This window comes from Streptomyces sp. NPDC058092, from assembly GCF_042884935.1.
GTDB lineage: Bacteria > Actinomycetota > Actinomycetes > Streptomycetales > Streptomycetaceae > Streptomyces.
Genome location: NZ_JBHVSY010000004.1, coordinates 198,950 through 221,842, shown reverse-complemented (window position 1 = coordinate 221,842; position 22,893 = coordinate 198,950). Strand labels below are relative to the sequence as shown.

General features: G+C 69.2%; 21 protein-coding genes and 4 pseudogenes. 10 read left to right on the top strand and 15 right to left on the bottom strand.

What is annotated here, in order from left to right:
* Window positions 1-53: 53 nt before the first annotated feature.
* From ACFVV1_RS09330 to ACFVV1_RS09295, 8 genes are all read right to left on the bottom strand, one after another.
* Window positions 54-422, bottom strand: a complete 369-nt coding sequence (locus ACFVV1_RS09330) for a nucleotide pyrophosphohydrolase (protein WP_389986885.1) — start codon at window positions 420-422, stop codon at window positions 54-56.
* Window positions 419-1,714, bottom strand: coding sequence for an AAA family ATPase (locus ACFVV1_RS09325; RefSeq protein ID WP_389986882.1), 1,296 nt, complete (start codon window positions 1,712-1,714; stop codon window positions 419-421). Before ACFVV1_RS09325 ends, ACFVV1_RS09330 begins: the two co-directional genes overlap by 4 nt.
* A 202-nt stretch (window positions 1,715-1,916) precedes the next feature.
* Window positions 1,917-2,315, bottom strand: a complete 399-nt coding sequence (locus ACFVV1_RS09320; protein WP_389986879.1) for a cell division protein SepF — start codon at window positions 2,313-2,315, stop codon at window positions 1,917-1,919.
* Between the two features lie 104 nt (window positions 2,316-2,419).
* Window positions 2,420-2,632, bottom strand: a complete 213-nt coding sequence (locus ACFVV1_RS09315) for a hypothetical protein (protein ID WP_389986876.1) — start codon at window positions 2,630-2,632, stop codon at window positions 2,420-2,422.
* Entirely contained in the window at window positions 2,629-3,558 is a 930-nt protein-coding gene (locus tag ACFVV1_RS09310; protein ID WP_389986873.1) for a hypothetical protein, read from the bottom strand. The genes ACFVV1_RS09315 and ACFVV1_RS09310 overlap by 4 nt, the downstream gene beginning before the upstream one ends.
* A complete protein-coding gene (locus ACFVV1_RS09305) occupies window positions 3,530-4,531 on the bottom strand; it encodes an MBL fold metallo-hydrolase (RefSeq protein ID WP_389986870.1) in 1,002 nt (333 codons plus the stop codon). The genes ACFVV1_RS09310 and ACFVV1_RS09305 overlap by 29 nt, the downstream gene beginning before the upstream one ends.
* Before the next feature lie 375 nt (window positions 4,532-4,906).
* Window positions 4,907-6,079 carry a Gfo/Idh/MocA family protein gene (locus tag ACFVV1_RS09300; RefSeq protein WP_389986867.1) on the bottom strand — a complete coding sequence of 391 codons (1,173 nt, stop codon included), beginning with the start codon at window positions 6,077-6,079 and terminating at the stop codon, window positions 4,907-4,909.
* A 261-nt stretch (window positions 6,080-6,340) separates the two neighbouring features.
* The gene (locus ACFVV1_RS09295; RefSeq protein WP_389986864.1) at window positions 6,341-7,141 is read right to left on the bottom strand and encodes a DeoR/GlpR family DNA-binding transcription regulator; all 801 of its coding nucleotides are present in this window, start codon (window positions 7,139-7,141) and stop codon (window positions 6,341-6,343) included.
* A gap of 185 nt (window positions 7,142-7,326) precedes the next feature.
* Here ACFVV1_RS09295 and ACFVV1_RS09290 point away from each other — a divergent pair, with 185 nt between their 5' ends.
* Window positions 7,327-8,211, top strand: a complete 885-nt coding sequence (locus tag ACFVV1_RS09290; protein ID WP_389986861.1) for an SIS domain-containing protein — start codon at window positions 7,327-7,329, stop codon at window positions 8,209-8,211.
* A 232-nt stretch (window positions 8,212-8,443) separates the two neighbouring features.
* Here ACFVV1_RS09290 and ACFVV1_RS09285 read toward each other — a convergent pair whose 3' ends face one another.
* The 4 genes from ACFVV1_RS09285 to ACFVV1_RS09270 form a co-directional block, all read right to left on the bottom strand.
* Window positions 8,444-9,010 carry a hypothetical protein gene (locus ACFVV1_RS09285; RefSeq protein ID WP_389986858.1) on the bottom strand — a complete coding sequence of 189 codons (567 nt, stop codon included), beginning with the start codon at window positions 9,008-9,010 and terminating at the stop codon, window positions 8,444-8,446.
* A gap of 88 nt (window positions 9,011-9,098) precedes the next feature.
* Window positions 9,099-10,220: a P1 family peptidase gene (locus tag ACFVV1_RS09280; protein WP_389986855.1), complete on the bottom strand. Its 1,122-nt coding sequence runs from the start codon at window positions 10,218-10,220 to the stop codon at window positions 9,099-9,101.
* A 108-nt stretch (window positions 10,221-10,328) separates the two neighbouring features.
* Window positions 10,329-11,018: a 4'-phosphopantetheinyl transferase gene (locus ACFVV1_RS09275; RefSeq protein WP_389986852.1), complete on the bottom strand. Its 690-nt coding sequence runs from the start codon at window positions 11,016-11,018 to the stop codon at window positions 10,329-10,331.
* A gap of 364 nt (window positions 11,019-11,382) precedes the next feature.
* Window positions 11,383-12,690, bottom strand: a complete 1,308-nt coding sequence (locus ACFVV1_RS09270; protein WP_389986849.1) for an LCP family protein — start codon at window positions 12,688-12,690, stop codon at window positions 11,383-11,385.
* A gap of 389 nt (window positions 12,691-13,079) precedes the next feature.
* On the opposite strand from ACFVV1_RS09270, the pseudogene ACFVV1_RS09265 reads away from it, so the two are divergent.
* Window positions 13,080-13,316: pseudogene (locus ACFVV1_RS09265) on the top strand (GNAT family N-acetyltransferase); the annotation flags it as partial.
* Between the two features lie 85 nt (window positions 13,317-13,401).
* Here ACFVV1_RS09265 and ACFVV1_RS09260 read toward each other — a convergent pair.
* Together ACFVV1_RS09260 and ACFVV1_RS09255 are read right to left on the bottom strand one after the other, a co-directional pair.
* A complete protein-coding gene (locus ACFVV1_RS09260; RefSeq protein WP_389986846.1) occupies window positions 13,402-14,247 on the bottom strand; it encodes a lysophospholipid acyltransferase family protein in 846 nt (281 codons plus the stop codon).
* Between the two features lie 688 nt (window positions 14,248-14,935).
* Window positions 14,936-15,517 (bottom strand): DUF4232 domain-containing protein, encoded by a 582-nt coding sequence (locus ACFVV1_RS09255; RefSeq protein ID WP_389986843.1) that lies wholly within the window; start codon window positions 15,515-15,517, stop codon window positions 14,936-14,938.
* A 294-nt stretch (window positions 15,518-15,811) separates the two neighbouring features.
* Here ACFVV1_RS09255 and ACFVV1_RS09250 point away from each other — a divergent pair, with 294 nt between their 5' ends.
* Together ACFVV1_RS09250 and ACFVV1_RS09245 are read left to right on the top strand one after the other, a co-directional pair.
* Window positions 15,812-16,501, top strand: coding sequence for a hypothetical protein (locus ACFVV1_RS09250; protein WP_389986840.1), 690 nt, complete (start codon window positions 15,812-15,814; stop codon window positions 16,499-16,501).
* A 271-nt stretch (window positions 16,502-16,772) separates the two neighbouring features.
* Entirely contained in the window at window positions 16,773-17,459 is a 687-nt protein-coding gene (locus tag ACFVV1_RS09245; protein ID WP_389986837.1) for a DUF4232 domain-containing protein, read from the top strand.
* Between the two features lie 509 nt (window positions 17,460-17,968).
* Here the strand turns inward: ACFVV1_RS09245 and ACFVV1_RS09240 are convergent.
* Window positions 17,969-18,418 (bottom strand): annotated as a pseudogene (locus tag ACFVV1_RS09240) (LysR substrate-binding domain-containing protein); the annotation flags it as partial.
* A gap of 172 nt (window positions 18,419-18,590) precedes the next feature.
* Here ACFVV1_RS09240 and ACFVV1_RS09235 point away from each other — a divergent pair.
* From ACFVV1_RS09235 to ACFVV1_RS09210, 6 genes and pseudogenes are all read left to right on the top strand, one after another.
* A complete protein-coding gene (locus ACFVV1_RS09235) occupies window positions 18,591-18,932 on the top strand; it encodes an HTH domain-containing protein (RefSeq protein WP_389986834.1) in 342 nt (113 codons plus the stop codon).
* A gap of 26 nt (window positions 18,933-18,958) precedes the next feature.
* A complete protein-coding gene (locus ACFVV1_RS09230) occupies window positions 18,959-19,255 on the top strand; it encodes a hypothetical protein (RefSeq protein WP_389986831.1) in 297 nt (98 codons plus the stop codon).
* Window positions 19,185-19,340: pseudogene (locus ACFVV1_RS09225) on the top strand (FtsX-like permease family protein); the annotation flags it as partial. The gene ACFVV1_RS09230 and the pseudogene ACFVV1_RS09225, both read left to right, overlap by 71 nt.
* A gap of 97 nt (window positions 19,341-19,437) precedes the next feature.
* The gene (locus tag ACFVV1_RS09220) at window positions 19,438-19,572 is read left to right on the top strand and encodes a hypothetical protein (RefSeq protein WP_389987341.1); all 135 of its coding nucleotides are present in this window, start codon (window positions 19,438-19,440) and stop codon (window positions 19,570-19,572) included.
* Window positions 19,573-19,876: 304 nt separating this feature from the next.
* Window positions 19,877-20,336: pseudogene (locus ACFVV1_RS09215) on the top strand (hypothetical protein).
* Between the two features lie 13 nt (window positions 20,337-20,349).
* Entirely contained in the window at window positions 20,350-22,644 is a 2,295-nt protein-coding gene (locus tag ACFVV1_RS09210) for a hypothetical protein (RefSeq protein WP_389986828.1), read from the top strand.
* Window positions 22,645-22,893 lie beyond the last annotated feature (249 nt).

The following is a 22,893-nucleotide window of genomic DNA, read 5'->3' as shown; positions in this document are numbered from 1 at the left end:
AGCCAGGGGAATTCGGAAATCTGTGGACACAAAATCGAATGTGCATAAGTTGATCACTCCGAAGAGTGACGATCTCGGGGTTCGGAGGTGTCCGGGGGCTCCGGTACCGGGAACCGGGTCTCATTCCGGTCGATCTTCTCCGCCAGCGCCGACAGCACGTCGATCCCCAACACCTCGCAGAACTGCAGCAGATACGCGAGAACATCCGCGACCTCGTCCGCCACCCGGTGCGCCGTCTCGGGCCTCTCCATCACCCGCGCCGACTGCTCCGGCGTCAACCACTGGAAGATCTCGACCAGTTCGGACGCCTCGACGCTCAGTGCCGTCGCCAGGTTCTTCGGGGTGTGGTACTGCTCCCAGTCCCGTGCGGCCGCGAACGCGGCGAGCCGCTGCTGCAGGGCTCGTACATCAAGTTCTGTCACGACTCCAGGTCTACCACCGTCACGCCGGGCGTCTCCCGGGCCCGCACCGCACCCGATTCCGTGACCGTGCCCACCAGCCTGAGGTGGCCGGCCGCCCCGATCGACACCGCCAGATCCACCAGTTCGCGCAACTGCCGTCCGTCCAGGTCCCGGTCGAGTCCGTCGGCCAGCACGGTCAGCGTCTGCATGGCCGACGGCACCTCGCCCGCGGCGTCCACCGCCAGCACCCCGGGCCCGGTGAGCAGCACCAGGGCGAGCGCGAGGTACCTCAGCTCACCGTCGCCGAGCCGGCCGACCGGCGTGAGGCGGCCCCCGCCGCGCCCGACCACCGCGCGCAGCAACCCGTCCGTCAACCGCTCCACGCCGAGTTCCGTCACCGGCCCCGCACATCCGGCGTGAGCGGCTGTGACCAGCCGGGCATGCCGTTGGCCGCACTGCGTGTACGTACGCTCCAGTACCGCGGCGAGGTTGTCGCAGCCCCGGCGCAGCCGGCCGTCGCCCGTCGGCACCGGGGCGCGCATCCGCGAGGGCTGCGGTTCGCAGGCGAAGACCGACCGCAAAGCCACCACCACCTGTTCTGCGGCGGCCAGGACCCGTAACTGCCCCTCGGTCCTGCCCGCAACCCGCAGCGGCAGCAGCGCCGTTCCGAGGCGGTCGTCCGGCAGCGGCGCACGCGTCACCGGGACCGCGCCCGCGGTGTACCAGGCCGCCTGGACCGTCGAGCGCCCCGGGTCGCGCAACGCGGTGGTGAGCAGGATCTCGCCGCCGCCGGTGAGCCGTTCGCCGACGATACGGAGGGTGGGCTCCGCCTGGACGGCGACGTCGAGCCGCACCGGGCCCGACGGGCCGTCCGTCGTGCAGCCGATCCGGAATCCCCGGCGGCCCTGCGCATCGGCCGCGGCCCCTTCCGGCACGCAGCCCGCCGGGTCGGGGAACACCTCGTCGAGCGGGTCACCGCTGCCCAGCCGCGCCAGCGCCTCGTACGCCCGCAGGGCACTCGACTTGCCGCTGCCGCCGGGTCCGGCGAAGAGCGTGACGGGGCCGATGGGGAAGGTGGCGCCCCGGTGCGAGGCGAAGGCGGACAGCCGTAGTTCGGTGACGACCGGGCCGGCGGAGCGGACAGGACCACCGGAGCGCGGCACGGCTGCCGGGCGGGCCGACGGAACGGCTGCGCGACGGGGGCCGTCGGGCACGGACGTCGCGCCCGTACCGGTAGCCGCGTGGACACCATCAGGCACGGACGTACCGGCGAGTGGTGAAGGGGTGGTGGTTTCCGGGGGGAATGCAGTCATGGGCGGACCGTAAGCAGGCTTCGGGGCGGAGAACCGTTCCGCCTTAACGACCTTCCTACGATCGGGCTACGCCCGCCGTGGCAACCCGGCCGAACGGCATTCCCACGAACGGGGTTGGGCCCGCCGACACACCGCCCACCGACACACCATCCACCGGCCACCACTCACCCCGGGGCCCTCCTGCGAACCGGGTACGCCCGCTCTACGAACCGGGTACGCCCGCCGCCGCGACCCCCTCGACCTCCATGCCGATCGGGGACAGCAGGAAGACGTTCCGGTCGACCCGGTGCATTCCGCTGCCGAGCCCGAAGACGACCCCGCTGGTGAAGTCCAGGATGCGCTTGGCCACATCCGTCTCCGCGCTCGTCAGGTCGAGCAGCACCGGGACCTGCGCGACGAGGTACTCCGCCACCTCCCGCGCGTCCGCGAAGACCTGGACCCGCAGCACGACGAGGCGTCGCTGTTCGGCTTCCGCGCTCTCGTCGGGGACCGTTCGGTGGTCTACCCGGGACGGCCATTCGTTGCGGCTGCGCAGAGGTACGACCTGGGCAAGCCCCTCCCACTGCTCGTCCGTGACGTCGTACCTGTCGTACCTGCTCACCGGACCACCCCGTCTGTGCTTCGGTCGGCGTTGCGCCGGCTGCGCTCGCTGTTCATCGGGCAATTCTCTCGTCCCTCACCCGTTCGGCGTACCACCGACACGGTTCACGGGCTGATCGACACCGCCGACGGCCCGTCCGACGCACTCCCGGCGGCTTCACGCCGGTCCGTTTCCGCGGTCATGCCGACGGGGGTGAAACGTACCGGAAGCCGGACCAGGGCGCGGTGGAAGGGCCCCTGCCGCCACCTCGGTCCGCTGATCGGAACGTCCAGTTCCGCGTCGCACAGCTGACTGGTCAGCTGCTCGATCGTGGTCATCGCGATGAGCAGCGCCGGATGTTTCGCCGGGCACCGGTGCGGACCGGCCGACCAGGCCGGATGGGCACTGCCCCCGAGCGGATCCCGGGATCCGAAAGACCGGGCGGGGACTGGGTGTTGGCCGCGGCGCAGGAGACCAGGAGCAGCTGTCCGGCGCGCAGCCGGACGCCGTGGAACTCCATGTCGTTGCGCGGGTAGTGGGCCGAGAGATTGGCCGGCGGCGGGTCCTGCCGGAGGACCTCGTCGATCGCTTCGTGCGCCGTCATCGCGCCGCCGTGCGGCGAGCCGGCGTAGCGCGCGTCGGTGAGCATGTGCAGGAGCGCGTTGCCGATCGGATCGGTCGTCGGATCGTGGCCCGCGCACGTGATCAGGGTGATCTGACGCACAGTCTCGTCATGGTCGAGATCGGCGGGATGGGCGAGGAGGTACGAGGTGAGGTCGCGGCGCGGCCGGGCACGCCGGTCGGCGACCAGCTCGGTGACGACCTCGACGAGATCGGCGTACGCGGTGGCGGCGTCCTCGGCGGAGTTGAACATGCCGGCGATGCCGTTGACGATGCGTTCGCTGTCGCCCGGCGGGACGCCGAACCAGGTGACGAAGACGTGCACCGGGAGCCGTCGGGCGTACTGGGCGATCGGATCGCCGCTGCCGGTGGCGGCGAATTCCCCGATGAGCCGCTGAGCGACGCGGGCGACCTCGGCCCGCAGGATGTGCGGCTCGATCAGGGCGAGGCTGTCGTTGATGGCGTCGCGGTAGCGGGTGTGTACGTTGCCGCACCTGAAGAGCGCGGTGGGCCGGTAGTTGCAGGATCCGTGGGTCGTCGTACTCGTGCTGGAGCTCGTGCAGCAGCTGCTGGGATTGATTGAGCAGGGTCTGGATCTTGCGGGACTGCTCCGCCTACTTCTCCGCGGGGCCCGCGGGCTCACGGGACTGCTCCACTTCCTGGGCGACCACGGCGACGTCGGTCATCACCTGGAGCACTCCGGGCAGTTCGGAGCCGTCGAGCTGCCGGTACTCGCTGCCGATGGTCACCACCAGCCGCTCGGGGAGGCCGAGCTCCGGATAGCGCGCCTCGCCGATGACCCGGCGGGCCGCCTCAAGAGCCGGGACCCCGGCGGCGTGGAAGGCGTGGGCGCGCTCGCGCACATACTCCAGGTACACGATGTGATCGCGCACCCCGGCCCGGTCGAGGACCGGTCCGTGTCCGGGGACGACGGTCTCGGCGCCGGTGGCCAGCACCCGTTCGCAGGCCGCGATCACATTGCTGAGGGGACCCGCCCAGTGCACCGGGTGATCGCCGGGCTGAGCAGGGGCGGAGGAGAAGATCACGTCTCCGCTGAACACCGCGCGCTGCGCGGGCAGATGGACGATCAGGTCGCCGGTGGTGTGAGCGGACGGCAGGGCGGAGATCTGGACCGGGTACTCCCCCAGGGTCAGTTCCAGCTCCCCGGTGAAGTACGTGGTCGGCTGCACCGGCTCGGTGTGCGACCAGTCGAAGGGGCCGAAGTGACGTCCGAGGTAGGCCCCGAGCGGGGTGGCCGGATCGCCGGTGGCGACGAGCGCGTGCTGCTGTTTCGGCGTGGGTTCGTAATGGATGTGTTCCCGGGCCTCGCGGGTCGCGATGATCTCCGCGTCCGGGAGCACACCCGCGCCCCAGAAGTGGTCCCCGTTCGCATGGGTGACGATCACCCGGTCGATGGAGACGCCGTCGGGCAGCCGCTTCGTGGACTCGGCCAGGAACTGGCCGGCCAGCACGGTGTCGTACGGGGTGTCGATCCACAGCGCGCCACGGGGCGAGACGAGGAGTCCGCAGTTGGCCAGCCCCCAGCCCCGCTTCGGCGGGAGCCATGCGTACAGGCCCCGCCCCAGGTCAACGACGTCCCCACCCGTGATCGACATGGACGCGATTATGCCGACCACGATCCGGCCATGCGTTCACACTCGGCCACCATGATGTTCCATTGGCGCAAAATCGTCGCTCACACCTCTCAGCGGCGGCGGCTCGGTGACCCTACGAGACCGGCGCCCCGCATCCCCGTACGGCACCTTCCGGACGATTTCTCTTAATTCACCCGGCGCCGTCACCCCGCGCGGCGGACAACCATCGAGCAGGCACCAAACCGGAATGAGCCGAATACCCACGAGCATGACTGAAAACTGCTGCACCGAGACCTCCGGTGGCGGTGCCGGACGCACGGTCACCGGAGGTCGTCGAGCGGCCACCGAGGGGCCGTCGAAAGGTTTCGGGCCCGTCGTGCCGGTCGTGCCGGTTTCCTAGCGGACCTGACCGCGTTCGAAGTACGCGATGAGCTCCGGATCGAGGGCCGGTACGTCGTACGGTGCGCCGCCCTCACGGAGCGAACGGGTGGCGAGTACGCCGGCGGCGACGCTCATCCGCGCGGCGACCGGCGAGGTGTCGGTGACACCCCCGTCGCGCACGAACCGGCAAAACTCCTCCATGATCCGGGTGTCACCGCCACCGTGCGAACCACCGGCATCCGGCACCCGGTAGGTGACGTCGGCGTCGCCGCGGTATCCGCTGGGGCCGGTGTTCCAGACCTTGACCTCGTCGCCGGGGCCGTCACCGAAGTTCTCCAGACGGCCCTCGGTACCGATGACGGTGTAGTTCCGCCAGTAGTCCGGGGTGAAGTGACACTGCTGGTAGGCGGCCACGACGCCGTTGTCGAGCTGCATGTTCATCACCGAGACGTCCTCGACGTCCACGATGTGGTGCAGGTCCTTGCGGGCCGTCGGCGGCCAGTCGAACTCGCGCAGCCAGTTCGCCGGGCGCGGGGTGTCCGGCTCGCGGCGCGGCAGGTCGCCGTAGACGAGGAGGTCACCGAGCGCATTGACACGCCGGGTGTAGCCGCCGGCCAGCCAGTGCAGGACGTCGATGTCGTGAGCGGCCTTCTGGAGCAGCAGACCGGTCGTACGGGTCCGGTCGGCGTGCCAGTCCTTGAAGTAGTAGTCACCGCCGTAGCCCACGAAGTGCCGCACCCACACGGCCTTGGGCTCGCCGATGTCGCCGCGGGCGATGATGTCGCGCATCAGCCGCACGACGCCCATGTGCCGCATGTTGTGTCCGACGTACAGCCGGGTCCCGGTCTCGTACGCGGCACGCAGGACGTTGTCGCAGCTCTCGACGGTGATACCGAGCGGTTTCTCGACGAAGACGGCCTTGCCGGCCCGGAGCGCGTCGATGGCGATGGTCTCGTGGGTGTCGTCCGGGGTGGCGACGATGACCGCGTCGAGGTCGTCCCGGTCGAGGAGCAGCTTGTAGTCCTCGACCGCGGCATCGGTGCCGAAGCGCTCTGCCTCACGCTGCCGCACCTCGGGGTCGAGGTCGCAGACGGCGGTGATCGCCGAACCCTGTCCGGGGTGGTGGGCGGACATCGCGATGGAACGGCGCAGGCCGAGCCCGATGACGCCGAGTCGCAGGTCTGACACGGTGGTCCCTTCTGTCCGTACTGGTGGTGCGGCGCTCCTTTACGGCGACAGGCACATCGTTCACGAAGGCGCACCCGAATGGCAAGAGTTGTTCATTTTACCGGGGTAACAAACATTTATTGGCACCACACTAGCGCTCTGGTGACAGTGAACAGGCCGTCGCCGGTTTCGGTTTCGCCGACGTGCCCACACGCCCACACGCCCACGGAAAAGGCGGGCCGCCACCTCGATGGTGGCAACCCGCCGATTCGTCCGACCGGTTCAGACGGCGATGACGGTGACGCCGGCCTCCGTGAAACGGGCGGTCGCCTCGGGCGTGATGCCCTTGTCGGTGACCAGGAAGTCGACCTGCCCGAGATCGCAGACCCTGGCGAAGGCCCGCTTGCCGATTTTCGAGGAGTCGGCCGCCACGACCACCCGTTGCGCCTGCTGGGCGAGCAGCCGGTTGATGCTGGCCTCGCCCTCGTGATGGACGTACGCACCGCGTTCGGTGTCGATCGCGTTGACGCCCAGCACGGCGACATCCAGCGTGATTTCGCCCAGCACCCCACTGGCCAGCGGCCCCGTCAGCTCGTACGACTGCGGCCTGGCCACCCCACCGGTCACCACGATCTTGATCTGCGGCCGGATCACCAACTCGTTGGCGATGTTGAGGGCATTGGTGACAACGGTCAGGGTCGGCTGACCGCCCATCCCCGCCGCGGTGTCACCGACGACATCGGAGCGCACCGCCAGCGAACGGGCCACCTCGGTCAGCGTCGTACCGCCGGTCAGCCCCACCACTTCACCCACCGCCACCAGGTCGGAGACGGCGCGGCCGATGGCCTGCTTCTCGGGGGCGTGGCGGCCGGTCTTGTAGCGCAGGGCCAGTTCGTAACTGACACCGTGCGCGACCGCGCCGCCGCGGGTACGCGTGAGCAGCTGCTGCTCGGCGAGCTGGTCCAGGTCACGGCGGATGGTCGCGGCCGACACGTCCAGCTTGGCGGCGGCGTCCTCGACCTCCACCCGGCCGTTCTTACCGACAAGCTCCAGCAGCGCGTTCCACCGGGCATCCCTGGACAAGAGAACTCTCCTTACGAGCCCGGGCTTCAGGCACCCATCCCCTTGGGTACGGTCACCGGACACGCGCAAGCGTGGCACAAGGCTCCGCCCAGTCAAGCATCCTGCATGATAAATGCTTGATAATGCTCGCACGTCCTGTGTAACGTGCACAAACGAGCATCCCACTACGAGTACGGAGTGCAAAAGTGTCATTTGTCGAGATCGAGACGGCCAGTCAGCCGGAGTGCTGGCGCCGCGCCGCCGAGCTGGCCCGGACCCAGGCCTCCGCTCTGCCCGCCGCCGGCGAGCGCATCGCGGTCGTCGGCTGCGGCACCTCGTTCTACATGGCCCAGGCGTACGCCGCCCTCCGTGAGGAGTCCGGGCAGGGCGAGTCCGACGCCTTCGCCGCCTCGGAGTTCCCCTTCGGCCGCAGCTACGACCGGGTCGTCGCCCTCACCCGCTCGGGCACCACGACCGAGGTGCTGGCGCTGCTCGACCGGCTGCGTGGTGTCACCCGCACCGTGGCCATCACCGCCGACCCCAAGACCCCGGTCATGACGTCCGCCGACGAGGTCGTCGTACTCGACTTCGCGGACGAGCAGTCCGTCGTGCAGACCCGGTTCGCGACCACCCTGCTCACCCTGCTCCGCGCGCACCTCGGTCTGCACACCGACGCCGTGGTCCGCGACGCCGAGACCGCACTGGCCGAGCCGCTGCCCGAAGGCCTGCTGGACTGCACCCAGTTCACCTTCCTCGGCCGCGGCTGGACGGCGGGGCTCGCCAACGAGGCAGCGCTGAAGATGAAGGAGGCGTCGCTGTCCTGGACGGAGGCGTACCCGGCGATGGAGTACCGTCACGGCCCCATCAGCATCGCCACCACCGGCACCGCGACCTGGATGTTCGGCACCGCCCCCGAGGGGCTTGCGGAGCAGGTGCTCTCGACCGGTGCCCGTTGGGTGGAGAGCGACCTGGACCCGCTGGCCGAGCTGGTCCGCGTCCAGCGGCTGGCGATCGCCCGCGCCGCCGCCCGCGGTCTGGACCCGGACAGCCCGCGCCACCTGACCCGCTCGGTGGTCCTCGCGGACGCCTGACGGGCCGCGGCTTCCCGACGGGGGCCCGGCTCCCGCCTCCGCGCACCCGGTGGCGGACGCGGCCTCACGGCGGCAGCCCGGCCCCACGTGCCCGACGTGCTCCGCGGGGCACATCGGGGCGGCGTCCGACGGCGCCCCGGCTCGGGGCCCGCCGTGGCGCGGCCGGGCGGCCGTGAGGGGGCCGACGTCCATTACGGCCGCCGGCCCGACCTCTCGGACGGCACCGCCGTGGTCAGGACTCCTCGAAGTAGACGTCCAGGACCGCGTCGAGGTCCTCCGCCCACTTCTTGAGGTCGCTCCTGGCCGGCGCCTCGACCTCGGCGTTGAACCATCGACGGGTCGACATGTGGACCGTGACGGTGAACCGGCGGCCGAACCGAGGGGTCTTCACCTCGACCGCGCCGACCTCGTCCCAGCGGAACTCGGCCTCCTGGTCGTCCAGCCGGAACCGGACGCCGTCGTGGTCCGCGGTGATCGAGCCGCGACGGTCGCTCACCTCGAATACGGGGCCGTCCACCGCCTCCTTGTCGTCAGCCGCCGCATCCTCGGAGACGGTCTCCGCGAGGGCATCGTCGGGGGCGACGGAGTCGAGTACCGGCTCGTTCGCCTGTTCCTGGTCTACCTGTTCCTGGTCTGCCTGCTCCTGGCCCGTCCGTTCCTGGTCCGTATGCTCGTCTCTCTGCTCCTGGCTCGTATCCGGCTTCCCGGCAGGGGCAGGGGCCGTGAGACCAGGGATGTACGCCGGGTCTGTCCCTGCGGCGTACCCGGGCTGAGTGTTCGGATCTATGCGCTGCTCCACGGCGGGCAGTATGGCCGACGAACCTGTACGAGACCAGTGACCACCGCGCCGCGCGTCGGTCTTCCCCGGCCGGGCCCGCCGTACCACGTCACCGTTCCCGCACCGCCAGCAGTTCCGTCACCCGGTCCAGCGGGAGCGCCGGGACGTGGTGGCCCGCGCGGCCGGTCATCGAGTGTGCGCCGGTGAGCACGTTCAGCACCGCCTCCTCCACCGACTCGACCACCGCGCTGCAGAAGGGATCCATCCGGCCCCACGGCACGAAGCGCATCGACTCGTACGGTGCACTGCCGTCGTCCTCGGGGAACGTGCTGGTCAGCGCGGACGGGTTGGCCGTGGAGAAGGCCAGGAAGAGGTCCCCGGAGAAGTGGCTGCCGGTGGTGCCGGTGCGGGCCAGGCCCAGCGTCACCCGACGGGCCAACGCCTTGCACTGTCCCGGCAACAGCGGTGCGTCGGTCGCCACGACCACGATCACCGAGCCCGCGCCGGGCGGCACCGGGCGCTCCCCACCGGGCGCCGGTTCCGGGTCCGGTGCCCCGACCGGACCGGACAGCTCACGCCCCACCGGCACTCCGGCCACCACCAGTTCGCGCCGGGCGCCGAAATTGGCCTGTACGAAGGCGCCGACGGTGTAGCGGTCCTCGCCGTACTCGACCACCCGGGACGCGGTCCCCGAGCCGCCCTTGAAGCCGTAGCAGCGCATGCCCGTTCCGCCACCGACGCATCCCTCCTCGACCGGGCCGGACCCGGCCGCCTCGATCGCGGCCGCCGCGTGGCGGGACTGCACGGCCTGGCCGTGGATGTCGTTGAGGTGGCCGTCCCAGGTCTCCGTGACCACCGGCAGCAGCCACTCCGGTGCCATGCCGCGGCAGTGGGCCCGCACCCACTCGACGACGCCCCGGTGCACCGGGCCGACCGCGTACGTGTTGGTGATGACCACCGGGACGGCGAGCGATCCGCTCTCCTCGATCCAGGCCGTTCCGGTCATCTCACCGTTGCCGTTGAACGAGTGCCAGCCGGCCGCGCAGGGCGTACCGACTCCGTCCCGGCCACGTGGCAGGAGCGCCGTCACTCCGGTGCGTACGTCGTCGCCCTCGACAAGGGTGACGTACCCGACCTCGACACCGGGCACGTCTGTGATCGCGTTCCACGGCCCCGGATCCCCGGTCAGCGGGATACCCAACTCGCGTGCGCGCTTACGGTTTTCACTCATGCGGTCAGAGGGTACGGGTGGACCCGCACGCCGGACGAGGTGCGAGCGCCGACGCTCGTCGTTCGCGGCTGCCTCGTGTTGCCCGGCGTGCGTGTCCGGCTCGTCGCGCTATCCGGTGGGCGTGTCCGGCTCGTTCTCGACGACGATCGCGGTCGCCACGAGACCGTCCGTGACCAGCCACCGGCCGCGGAAGCCTGTCGGGGTCACCGTCGCCCAGGCGGCCGGGTCCGGCTCCGTGGCGGGGATCAGCAGCTCAGCTGTGAACGTGCCGTCCAAGTGGAGCACGATGTCGGCCTGTTCGAAGCCGAGCCACCGGTGGGTGAGCGGGAACCACGCCTTGTAGACGCTCTCCTTCGCACTGAACAGCAGCCGGTCCCAGCGGATCTCGGGGGCCGCCCTGCACAACTCGCGCTCGCGCTGCTGTTCCGTCGGCAGGGCTATGGTCTCGTGCACCCCGTCGGGCAGCGGCTCGTGCGGTTCGGCGTCCATGCCGACGGAGAGCAGGTCCTCCCGACGGGCGACCGCGGCGGCTCGGTAGCCGGCGCAGTGCGTCATGCTTCCGACGACGCCTCCCGGCCATATCGGCTCACCGCGTTCGCCTTTCAGGATGGGGACGGGCGCGAGACCGAGCTCGCCGAGCGCGCGGCGGGCGCACCAGCGTGCCGTGATGAACTCCTTGCGCCGGGACTCCACCGAGTTGCGGATCAGTTCTTCCTCGCCGGGGAAGAGAGCCGCGTCGACCGGGTCGTGGAACGCCTCCGCCACGGCCACCTGGGGCGGCAGAATCTTCTCGATCATGTTCTCCCTCGTGCCGGCTGGTTGATCCATCTTCTGCATCGTCTCTGAAGCCTGCCCAAAGAATGCGGGGTTCCGACAGCGCCCGGCTGTGCTTCGGACGACGTTCTCATGAGAGGAACGGCCCGTACCGGCCCCTCTCGTGACGAACCGGAGCTGTGTCCGAGCTCCCCGGGCGGCAGTCGGGGCGGGGCGGCGCAGGACACAGCTCCTCGCGGGGTTCGGCCTGTTCGGCAGGCCCGGTTCCTCCGGCGGCGTCGCCCGGCCGGCGGTCCGGATTCCAGGCCCGCCCGCTGTGGGACCGGATCACGGCCTCCGGTCCGGACCTGGCATGGCGCGGCCTGCGCGCCGCCGCCATCCGTCAGGTTCAGCGCATGCCGTCGAATGTGTCGCCGACGGTCAACGTCACCGAGCCAGGAGCGGCTGCGGAGTCCTGGGTCGCCCGCGCTCCCGGCACCCGGGAGGCCAGTGCCTTCGCCTGCTGATCGAGTCCCTGCGGAAATGTGACCGCCGTCGCTGCTGTGCCGCTGGGGGCGTTGCCCGTGCCGACGATGGTGTATCCCGCCATGCGCAGTGCTTCCGCGACCTTTGAAGCCTGCCCCTGCTTTCCCGTCCCGTTGAGTACACGCACACGGATTGTGGCGGCGTACACGGGGTTCTTGCTGCGGGCCTCCAGTGACTCCTTGTCAACTTCCTTGTCCGCGGCCAACGAAGCGAAGAGGTCCGCCGCCTGCGGGTATTGCCACACCACATTGGCCTTGTCGGTGGGCACATCCGCCTGACGCGCGTAATTCGGCACGGTCAGGAAGGTCAGTCGGTCACTCGGGATTCCCTTGAGTTCGGAGGCGAGCCCGGAGAGCGGCTTGAGCCCTGCCAGTTCCTTGTCCGTGGTCAGTGAACTGGTCGCCGAATCGAGGAAGCCGTACAAGGAGGCCGGACTGGTGAGTTTCTTCTGCGCCTTGGCCGCCAGGGCCTCCATGAATTCCTGCTGACGCCCTATTCTGCCGAGGTCGGAGCCGTCTCCCACGCTGTAGCGGGTCCTGACATAGCCGAGGGCCTTCTCGTCCCTGACCGTCTGGCACCCCGCCTCCAAATCGAGATGGGCCTTCTTGTCGTGGATCGCCGTCTCGGGACAGACTTCTATGCCGTCCAGGGCATTCACCATGCCCTTGAATCCCTGGAAGTCGATCGACATGAAGTGATCGATGCGCAGGCCGGTGTTCTGTTCGACGGTCCGGATGGTGCAGGCCGCGGCCCCTGCGACCTCACCACTCGTTCCGCCGACGGCAAAGGCTTCATTGATCTTGAAGTGATGCGGGGTGGACCGGGTGCCGTCGCCCCGGTCGCAGGCCGGTATTCCCACCCACGAATCGCGCGGAAGCGATACGACGGTGGCCCATTTCCGGTTGGCTGCCACGTGCATGACCATCAGGGTGTCCGACTGCATCGTGGTCAGACCCTTGCCGTATTTCCCGTTGTCGCCGTCGCGCGAGTCCGAGCCCACCACCAGGATGTTCTTGGAACCGGGGCTCATGTTGGCCGGCCGGTCGCCGCCGAGCTTGTCGTCGATGTCGGCGGAGTGGATGTTCCCGTCGAGGCTCTGATAGATCCAGGCGCCGACGCCGCCCCCCACCAGAAGCAGCACGCCCAGCACGGCCCCGCCGCGGACGAACATCTTGCCCCGTCTCGTGAGTCGCCCCCCTGGCTTCTCGCCGGCCCTGTGCCCCGCCCCGCCTCGCGGCTTCCTGCGTTCCTTGCTCACGCTGACCCTCCGCGCCCGGCCCTGCGGCCGCTCGCTCGCCCCGTAATTCGTCCCCGCACCTTGCGGTGGACGAACCCTACATACCTGCGGAGAACAGCCGCTCAGACGCTGTCGACGCCGTAGCGGACGGCGATGCCGGCCCGACCGGACGCGTAGCTCCGCTCGATCGCACGGAACTTCCCCTCGTCCCCTCTGCGGTACAGGCATCGAAGACCATCGCCGGGCACCCAACGCCCACACAGACACACTTGCTGTATTGCGGGACTGTACAACCATCACCATGGGGAACAGCCGCCTCAGCCGACATCCGCTCGGGCCTCAGGCGTCTCGATATCGCGGCGGATGAGCAGGGCCGCGGCTACGGCCGCTTCGCGGTCGAGTCCGTGGCCGCTGAAATCCGCCGCCGCGGCGGCACCCGGCTCACCGCCACCTGGCACCCGGGCGAGGACGGCCCCGAGGGCTTCTATCTGCGGCTCGGGCTTCCGCCGGGCGGAAGGCGGGCGGCGATCAACAGGGACCACGCGTGCGGCAGGGCGTGAAGACCAGCCACCAGGAAGAGGTCAGCCACGGCCAGGGCGGGTCCAGCGACGCCGCAGCAGCTCGACCGGCCGGGTCGGGAGCGAGTCAGGCGTGGGCGGGCGCCCTGGATCCCGACACGGCCCGCTGGGCCTCGGCCGCCAGTGAGCGACGGTCGCCGCCGGTCAGCGGACGGTGCGTGGTGACCCGTACGGACAGCTCCCGGGCGCCGACGACCCGGCGCAGGGACGTGGCGAACCCCTCGTCGCCGAGGAAGCCCGCGACCGTGCTGGGGACGCCCTGCTGGAAGTAGTCGATCGTCACCGGCCGTACCGGGGCGCCCGCGTCGACGGCCGCCTGAAACGTGGCGCGCCGGAACGTGCCGCCGGGTACGGAACACCAGGTGGTTCCCTGCGGGAACACCATCACGGACTGCCCGGAACGCAGCGTCCGCGCCAGTTCGGCAACGGTGGACGGCAGCTCGCGCAGGCCCTCGCGATCGATGAAGCGGGTGCCGATGCGCCGGGCCAGCGTCCCTATGACGGGCCAGGCGCCGACCTCGCGCTTGGCGAGCAGTGTCACGGGCTCGATCGCGAGCAGGACGACCACGTCGAGCCAGGAGATGTGGTTGGCCACGACCAGGGTCCCGGTCGGCCCGGGTACGGTCAGCGACTCCTGCCCTTGCCCCTGCCGCTGCTCCTGTCCCAGGCCGATGTCCTGCTCCAGGTCCAGTCGTATCCCGAGGGCGGTGAGGACGGCCCCGGCCTCGGCGCGCAAGGTTTCGGGGCCGGCCAACCGCTTGCCCGCCGCCGCGCTGTGGATGACGGTGCCGGCGACGGATGCGTAGCGGCGGACCGCCTCGGGCAACGGCACGCCGGATGCCGCGTTCTTCGCGTTCCTCGCGTTCTTCGCGCAAGCCGGTGTGCAGACCGGCTCGACCGCCCAGGGGTTCACCGGCTCTCCCCGAGGAAGGGGCGGCGGTCGCGGCCGTAGGTGCCGACGATTTCGTGCGGCGAAGTGCTGGTCACGTGGTTGCCGGTGACCGCTGCCTTGGTTGTCGAGAGCTTGGGTTGCCGTTCTCCATTCGGTGGGCGGACTGCGGCAACACACCCTGCCGGCCTGCGAGAACGCCCGACGCCGAAGTGGCTGGGTGCACCCATCAGCAGTCGGCGCGGGGCCGCGGTGCACCGACGCGCGGCGGGGCCGGTGCCCGCGGAGGCTGCCACGGAAGAAGGGCCGGGCTGAACAGAGACGCCGGTGTCGGGCACGGTTCTTCCTTTCGTCGCCGCTCGGAGTATTGGCGCGCCGGATGAATACCGCGCGAATCGAGGGGGAAGTCCGGCACCCCGGATCGGTGTCGGTCAGTGTTTCCGGCGGCGGGGAGTAGTTGCCGCGTCGAGTTCGCCCTCCTTCTCGCCGTGCTGCTCCGGTGACCATCCGGTCTCCGAGGACGTACTGCCGGGTGCACCGGAGGTCTCCTGGCGGCCGCAGGTGAGGGCCCGGGGCGGGCTCAGGATGGCGCCCCTGACGTCCGCGGGACCGCAGTCAACTCCGGAACGGGCTCCGCCAACGGCTTCGGCACGGGGCTGCCCACGGTCACCGGGGCCGAGCCGAATAGGGTGCGGTCACCGGGCCGTCGGAGTCAGCCGGCGCCGATGGGGTCGACGAAGGTGCCCGGGTGCGTGGCGCCTTCCTGGTTGAGGATCTCGCCGCCGAAGGGCCACTTGAGCTGGATGTGCTCCTTCTCGTTGGGCGGCGTGACGATGAGCATGCCCGGTTCGATGCGCTGCGACTTGGACGTGGTGGCGTCGGCGGGCAGCAGGGTGATGAGGAAGCCGGTGTACGCTCCCGGCTTCAGGGTGACCTCGGCAGCGGCCTTCGAGGAGCGCGGCAGCGACACGACGTGTCCGGCCTTCATGTTGTCCTGGATGTCGACGCCGGGAAAGCCCTTGAGGGTGCACGTTCCGCTGCCGACGTTCTCGAGCCGGACTGCGGCCACGGTCTGGTTGGCCTTCATGTCCGGGATGCCGCCGCCGTCTGCGCCGAAGCCCGCGGTCAGCTCCGGGGTGTGACAGCGCGAGCCGGAGACGGGCGCGGACGGAGCCGAAGCGCGCTTGCTCCCGGCGGACGCCGCACCCGCGCCGTCACCCGTCCTGGCGTCGGACGCCGCACCCGCACCCTCGGCGGCATCAAAGGCTCGGGCATGGCGGAATTCAGGCGCCACCGAGCCCGGCAACGCCTGCCCGGATTTGAGTCAATGAACGACACGCCACTTCCAGGGTGAATAAATCTCCGAATAACACCCAAACGGGCGAACGGCGCATCAATTCACCGACACACGACGCTATTGACAGCACGTCAGGTTGCACCCGAATGGCATACGAGTGACTGCCGTCCCAGCCGATGCCCCGGCACCGGCATTTCGGTATGCCCCGATATGACAGCCATGGAGTCCCTACGTACGTTCAATCACGGGTCCGCTGCTCAGCCGACCTCACTCCGAGACAGGAGAAACGACATGACCACACGTTCCACCGTCCTCACTGCCGCCATCGCCGCCGCCGCGGCCCTGACCGCCACCGGCAGCACCTTCACCTCGGCCGCCACGACCGAGCCGCCCCAGGCCGCCCCGGTCGTCCGGCAGGCCGCCGCCGCCCCAGCCCCAGCCCCCGCTGCGGCCCCCAAGGACAGAGGCGACGCCGGAAAGAGCAACGAAGGCCGGAGTGACAACGAAGGCCGCAACAACAACGAAGGCCGAGGCGGCGACGACGAGGGCCGCGGCAATCAGGGCCGAGGCGGCGACAACGAGGGCCGCGGCAATCAGGGCCGAGGCGGCGACGAAGGCAGGGGCGGCGACGAGCGCGGAGGCGACCAGGACCGCGGTTACGGAGGCCGGGGCCACGGAGGCCGGGACTACGACGAGGGCAGGATTCACTTCAACGAGCGCACGTACTCCGCCTCCCCCGGCGGCTGCGTCAGCGTGGCCAGCGGCCTGGGCTCCACCAGCTTCAACATCTTCAACGAGAGCCGGCGAACGGTCGAGGTCTTCAGCGGGGCGACCTGCGACAACGGCGCACCCGTCGCCACCGTCGGCCCCCGCGGCGCCACCCAAGGTGTGTTCCCGAACCGCGTCGAAGGGGGCGTGTTCGTCAGCAACGGAGTAGGGGGCAGCTTCCGAGTGATCGAAAACGACTACTACGACTACTGACCGGATCGCCCGCGTGACGTGACGTGGTACGCCGGCCTGCCGGAATCGGGCCGGCGTACCACGTCCCCACGCACCCCCGCGTCCACCATCCCGGCCTCCCATCCAGGCGTTCCAAGGACCACTTGTTTCCCCAGGCCAGGGGGATGGAATCGTTCCAGAGTCCCGAATCAGGCGTGCCGACTTGATCAACGCCCCAGCCGTCCCCCACAGTTCAGGACAGCACCCGGCGGCCACGCCGGACGACCGAAGAACACCGCGCACCGGGGGACCCATGAAGTACACGCACCTCACCAAGAGCCTTCTCGCCGGCATCACGCTCGTCTCCGCACTCGCTCTCACTGCCTGCAACGGCGATGACGCCGCGGCGGGCGCGTCAACTCCCGTAGCGAGTACGTCCGCCGACCAGAGCGACAACGGCAACGGCGCCACCGGCAAAGGCAGCGACAGCTCCGGAACCGGCGGCAGCACAGGCACCAGCACCGGTGGCAGCACAGGCAACAACGACAGCTCCAGCACGGGCGGCAGCAACAGCTCCAAGACACCCATCTGCACCACCTCCACCCTCCGCGTCACCGCCGCCGACAACAGCGCAGGCGCGGACAGCAAGAACACCGGCACCGTCACGGTCCAGCTCTTCAACAAGGGCGGGCAGAACTGTCGCGTCAGCGGCTTCCCCGGCGTCGATCTGAAGACCAATGCCGGAAGCATGTCGGTTCCGCGCAACAGCGAGAAGCCGTACCCGGCCACCCTCAAGCCCGGCGAGTCCGCCGCCTTCAACATCCAGTTCCCGGTCAACAACTCGGGCGGCTCCGGCGTCCGGCCCACCCAGATCGTCGTCACACCCCCGAACGACACGCATCAGGCGACCGTGCAGTGGCCCGCGGGCTCGCTCCCCGCCACCGACGGTTCCGACAGCGGTCCCAAGCTGGAGGTCGGCCCCGCCAACAAGGTCGGCTGACACCCCGCGCACACCGCTCGCAGGTCGTAGCCGCCGTCTCGGAGACGCCGGCTACAGCCCGTCACCGCTCTCGGGGCGGGGCACCGGCCTGGCCCTCATGGATGCCCACGAGCCTGCCGGCTGCCCCGCCCGGGCACCGGGCGGACCCTAGGAGGCGGGCATCAGGACCCATCCGCCCCTGAAGGCTTCCTGCTCGATGAGGTGCGTCCGATCACGCCGGTCCTGCGGCTCCAGGCCCGCTCGCCGAGCAGGGACAGCGCGGCCGGCAGCAGTACACCGCGCACAACGGTGGCGTCGATGAGGATGGCCAGCGCCATGCCCAGTGAGCGTTCGCCGGCCGTCAGGCGCCGGTTGGTGCCGGTTGGTGCCGAAGGACAGGTCCACGACCGTGATGCCGCCCCAGTAGCCGTCGCGGGTGAAGCCGCCCGTGGCGTACGCGGTGCGGCCGTCACGACGGTGGCCAGCGCGGTGCGCTGGACGATCTCGATGAGTGCGTTGATCGAGTTGGCCTCCACCGCGATCCGCGGGCTTCCCTGGTACTTGCCGAGGTGTTCGTCGATCTGCCGCCTGGTCGCGACGTCACCGCTGAGCAGGGCAAGTTGGTGATTGTGCAGATCGTGGATGGTCATGGGGCCGGGATGGTCGGTGCCGGGATGGCCGGTGCCGGGATGGCCGGTGCCGGAGTGGTGGGGGCCGACGACGAGGCTGAGGGCCTCGGTGAACAGCGCCGTGGCCTCGATGCCCGGCAGGTGGGTGCCCGCGAAGGCGATGCCGAGGTCGAGCCGATCGTCCAGGAGATCGGCTTCGATGCGGTCCTGGGCGGCCTCCCGCACGTCCAGGGTGATCCCGGGGGCTCTGGCCGTACGCCTGTTGGAACGATGGCCCACACTGCGCGCACTGCCCACGCAGAGCACACGGCCCTGGCACTGACAGCCTGTGTGATCACTGGGTGATTTCATCGGGGTGTATAGGGGCCACGTTTCCGCCGGGATTCGGCACCGGCGGATTTTCGGTGGGTTTGGAAGCCAGCTTGTGTGATGGTGGGTGACATTTCGGAGTAATCGGGGGTGGTGGGCCGTTTGGCCGTCACGCTGTGCTTGTTGATCACGGTCCAGGTCAGGGAGACCGCTGGTGCACAGGTCGCCTGAGGTGCTGTTCGAGAGGATCCGCCGGGCCCATCGTGAGCAGGGGCTGTCGGGGCGGGAGCTGGCCGCCCGGTTCAAGGTGTCGCGGCGGACAGTGCGGCAGGCGATCACGTCGCCGTTGCCGCCGAGGCGGAAGTCGCCGCCGCCGCGGCCGAGTGTGCTGGAGCCGGTGAAGGGCTTCATCGACGCGATGCTGCGCGAGGACCTGGACGCGCCGCCGAAACAGAAGCACACGATCGTGCGGATCACGGAGCGGCTGGCCGCGGAGCACGACTTCGTCAGACCGCGGTGTGGGAGTAGCTCGGTGACCGGGTCACGCTGGAGCTGAACGGCAGGAAGATCACCGCGACCGTCGTGGGTCAGCTCATGGAGGGCAACGCCCGGGCCCTGGAGGCCGCTTGGGAGAGTTTCGCCCAACTCGCACCGGACGCCCACGCCACCGAATACATGGTGCGGCTCGCCCCCGGCGCCGACGCGCGCGCCTACGCCGAGGCGGTCGCGGCGCTCAACTCGGGCCTGCATGCGTCGGTGATGGACTCCGGCAACGCCGGCACCGCCACCGTCATCACCTTTCTCGACGGTGTTCACGGTGCTGCTGACGCTCGTCGCGTCGCTCGGTGTCTTCAACACCGTTCTCCTGAACACCCGTGAGCGGCGCCGGGACCTGGGCATGCTCAAGTCGATCGGGATGACCCCCCGGCAGGTGGTGGTGATGACGGTGACCTCGGTCGCCGGGCCGGGCGCGTTCGGCGGGCTGCTCGGCATCCCGCTCGGGATCGTGGCGCACCGCCTCGTCGTGGACAACGTCGGGGTGGTCCGACTTCCCCGCGTATATGAAGGACGTGTGGCACGCGCCGCAGCTGACCGCGATGCTCCTGGCGGGTGTGGCGATCGCAGTCCTCGGCGCCCTGGTCCCGGCCCGGCCGGCGGCCCGGATGACCAACGCCTCCGTGCTGCACACCGAGTAGATCACCCGTCAGCACCAGCCTCTGGAACCGGCCCAAGGCAGCCGACGGCGTCAGCCGTCGGCTGCCTGACTCTACGGATACGCCCGTGTGCTGCTGGCCGTCGCGGGCGACGGCACCACCGAGGGCCAGCTGCTGGGCGGCACGGTCTCCTTCATGTCCGCGCAGAACCACCGCCCCCGTCTTCGGCAACCCCGCCCACTGGGCCGCCGACCTCCCGGTCCATACCGTCAGGCCGGAAGGGGCTCCTTGATACGTTGGCGTGCGCACGGACTTTCTGATCGCGCACGGGGGAGCTGGCTGTCGCATGGCATGGGACGAGTGGGACCAGGTGAAGGCCGAGGGTGCGGCGAAACGTAGCGCGTCGCAAATGCAACTGAATCAGGCGGCTGCCTCAGGCGGCGGTGGCGGGGGCAGCCAGAAGGATCTGGTTGTCCACAACGACCAGCTGGGAAAGCTCGGCAACCTCGCCTAAACGCTGCGGGAGGGTCTGCGCGTTGACGCGGATCATGCGCGTCAGAACACCTTCGACGCCTCCATCGAGCTCTTCAACGACGGTCTGGACATGGGCTCCGCCCTCACCGAGCTCCACGACGCGTGGAGCACCAAGGTCGGGACGCTCAAGGAAGCCTGCGCCCACATCTCCAACCATCTCGACTACTCGCGAGCACAGCACGGCGAGGACGAAGTGCAGATCGCGACCAAGATGCGGAATGCAGAGGGAACGCCCATGACTGGAGTCACGCATACAGGATTACTGGAAGTAGACGGGGAAGCAGCATGCTGAAGGTCTCGGAACTGCTCAACCTGCGCCTGGGGAAGCTGCATTCGGCGGTGGCCGACTGGGGGCAGATGGTCTCCAAGCTCCAGTCCCTGGCCACCGGCGAAGGCTCCGCGGGCACCGGTGGCGTGAACGCCTCGGAGCTCAGGATGCAGGCGGAGACCGCCGAATGGGAAGGGCAGAACGCCAGTGTCACGCGGCAGTTCGTCACCAAGACCGCGGCGGAGTTCACCGATGTGGTGACCGAGGCGCGCAGCGTACACAAGATTCTGCAGGACTCCCATGACGATCTCAAGAAGCACAAGGAAGACCTTCAGACCACGATCGATCGGTGGGCAAGGCGCAATGTGCACATCAACGAGGACGGTGGGACGGTCAGCTCCGTGCCATCCGGAGCGGCGGCCGGCACAGCAAAGATCGAGCCGGCGACCCAGGACGAGGTCGACACGGCTGCCGCCGAGGTGGGCCGGATCCTCTCGGCGGCGGACGAGATCGACAGGATCGCCGCACGTGCCCTGCGTAAGCACGCGGCGGGGAAGTACAACTTCAGCGAGGCCGGCTACAAGGGCCTGGAGGACGCGGACCGCAAGCAGGGCATCGAGGACGCGGATGCGATGCTGAAGCTCGCGGCCAAGGCCGACGGGATGACCGACGCGCAGCTGAAGCACTTCAACGAGGTCGCCAAGTACCAACGGGACAATCCGGCTTTCGCCGAACGCTTCGCGACGAAGCTGGGGCCGGAGGGCACGCTCCAGTTCTGGCGCAGCCTTGCCGATCCCGGCCACGGTGACGCCCCGACCGGCGACCGCGCGAAGATCCTGTCCACGGTGCAGGACAATCTCGGCCTGACGCTGGCCACCGCGTCACGTGTCGACTCGCCTGCCATGCAGGAGTGGAAGGACGGGATCACCGCCGCGGGCGATGACCGGATCAAGCATCCGGGGATCATGGGTGCCCCGTACGGATATCAGGTCATGAGCAGTCTGATGACCAAGGGGAAGTGGGACGGGGCCTTCCTCAACGACTACGGCGACAGTCTGATCGCGTTCGAACGCAGCAACAAGCGGGCCGGCCCGGACTGGCTCTGGGGCAACCCGGGCCACACGGCTCAGCTCGACTCCCCCCGAACACCAACAAGCCGGACAACGACCCGGTCGCCGGGTTCATGGAGGCGCTTGGGCACAACCCCAAAGGCTTCCCTGGACTTCTTCAACGGCTCGTCCGGCAAGGGCGAGAAGGACGGCCTGGACACCGTCAGCAACTGGGACTATCTGGTCGACAAGGACAGCGAGGACGCCCGCACCTGGCCGCTCGACGACGACGGCAAGACGACCGGCTACACGAACCTCGGGCACGCCCTGAAGTCGGCAACACTCGGGTACGCGTACGATGCCTCGCCGCCCTCGATTCCAGAGCTGGGCTCCGAGGCGCAGAACGCGGCGCGCGACGAGCGAACCGAGCTCATGGAGAAGGTCGTCGACCATTACAAGACCGCCGACGCGATCGAGAAGCAGGACGGAATCCGCGACAGCCTGACCAACATGGCGGCAGGCCATATCGACAGCCTGAACTACTCCATGGACAACATGGGCGGTAGTGGCGATCTCGTGGATCGAGACGGCTTGTTCGGGAAGGACACCCATCGTCTCCGTGGTTTCGGCGAGACGGGCAGCATGCAGTTCATGCGGGCCCTGGGAGCCGACGAGGATTCGCACGCGACCCTCTCCGTGGCCCAACAGGTCTATGGGTCGAGCCTCATGACGGCTCAAGGCGACGACAGCGACTCCGCCGTCGCGGCCGGCCTGCACAGCGTCAAGATGCACGGCATGCTGGACGAATCCCGTATCGAGGCCATAGGCAAAGAATTCGCGGACGACAAGACCGAACGTAACCTGAAGCTGGAACAACAGGGCGCATGGCGCGACTTCGCTGCCGAGGCCACGATCGGCGTTGCGGTGGGTGTCACGACGGCGGCGATAGTTCCCGCTGGACCAATAGCCGTGGTTGCTGTTCCTCTGGCCATCGAGACCATTGGCGGCGCTGCCAACACACAGTTCGGCAACGAAACCATGCAGTGGCTCAAGGACCATGAGTTCGAGAACCACGACGAAGCAGCCCAGGGAATCGACAAGGCCAAGGCTGAAGGGCGGCAGAACGCGATGGGGCCCCTCCTCAACTACGTGGAGGCACACAACATGGAGAGCGGTGAGGTCCGCAAACTGATGGGGACGGCCGAGGACTCGTACAACAGGGGCGGACGGCTCAGCGACACCGACGACGCCCGGGGGTGGTGACGTATGCGGACACTTACACCTGTCCACATCCTCCTGATGTGTTCCTTGACTCTCGGAGTGAGCGCCTGCTCGGAAACGACGAATGAAACAGATGCGGATGTGGCTGCCGCACAGCGCAAGGCATGCCAGGAACTGTTCGGCACGTCCGGGCTGAAACAGATAGGCCGTGGGGTCGAAGGATCCGAAGAGTTGCGTTTCAGGAGCCCGGCCTCTCTGGCTGATGCCCGATCTCGCCACCATGATCAAGTC

Bases quoted from the DNA above. Each gene is read 5' to 3' on its own strand.
- ACFVV1_RS09325 (WP_389986882.1), bottom strand. From the start codon at position 1,714: ATGACTGCATTCCCCCCGGAAACCACCACCCCTTCACCACTCGCCGGT.
- ACFVV1_RS09315 (WP_389986876.1), bottom strand. From the start codon at position 2,632: ATGACCACGATCGAGCAGCTGACCAGTCAGCTGTGCGACGCGGAACTG.
- ACFVV1_RS09305 (WP_389986870.1), bottom strand. From the start codon at position 4,531: ATGTCGATCACGGGTGGGGACGTCGTTGACCTGGGGCGGGGCCTGTAC.
- ACFVV1_RS09280 (WP_389986855.1), bottom strand. From the start codon at position 10,220: ATGAGTGAAAACCGTAAGCGCGCACGCGAGTTGGGTATCCCGCTGACC.
- ACFVV1_RS09275 (WP_389986852.1), bottom strand. From the start codon at position 11,018: ATGATCGAGAAGATTCTGCCGCCCCAGGTGGCCGTGGCGGAGGCGTTC.
- ACFVV1_RS09270 (WP_389986849.1), bottom strand. From the start codon at position 12,690: ATGTTCGTCCGCGGCGGGGCCGTGCTGGGCGTGCTGCTTCTGGTGGGG.
- ACFVV1_RS09250 (WP_389986840.1), top strand. From the start codon at position 15,812: ATGACCACACGTTCCACCGTCCTCACTGCCGCCATCGCCGCCGCCGCG.
- ACFVV1_RS09245 (WP_389986837.1), top strand. From the start codon at position 16,773: ATGAAGTACACGCACCTCACCAAGAGCCTTCTCGCCGGCATCACGCTC.
- ACFVV1_RS09220 (WP_389987341.1), top strand. From the start codon at position 19,438: ATGAAGGACGTGTGGCACGCGCCGCAGCTGACCGCGATGCTCCTGGCG.
- ACFVV1_RS09210 (WP_389986828.1), top strand. From the start codon at position 20,350: ATGCTGAAGGTCTCGGAACTGCTCAACCTGCGCCTGGGGAAGCTGCAT.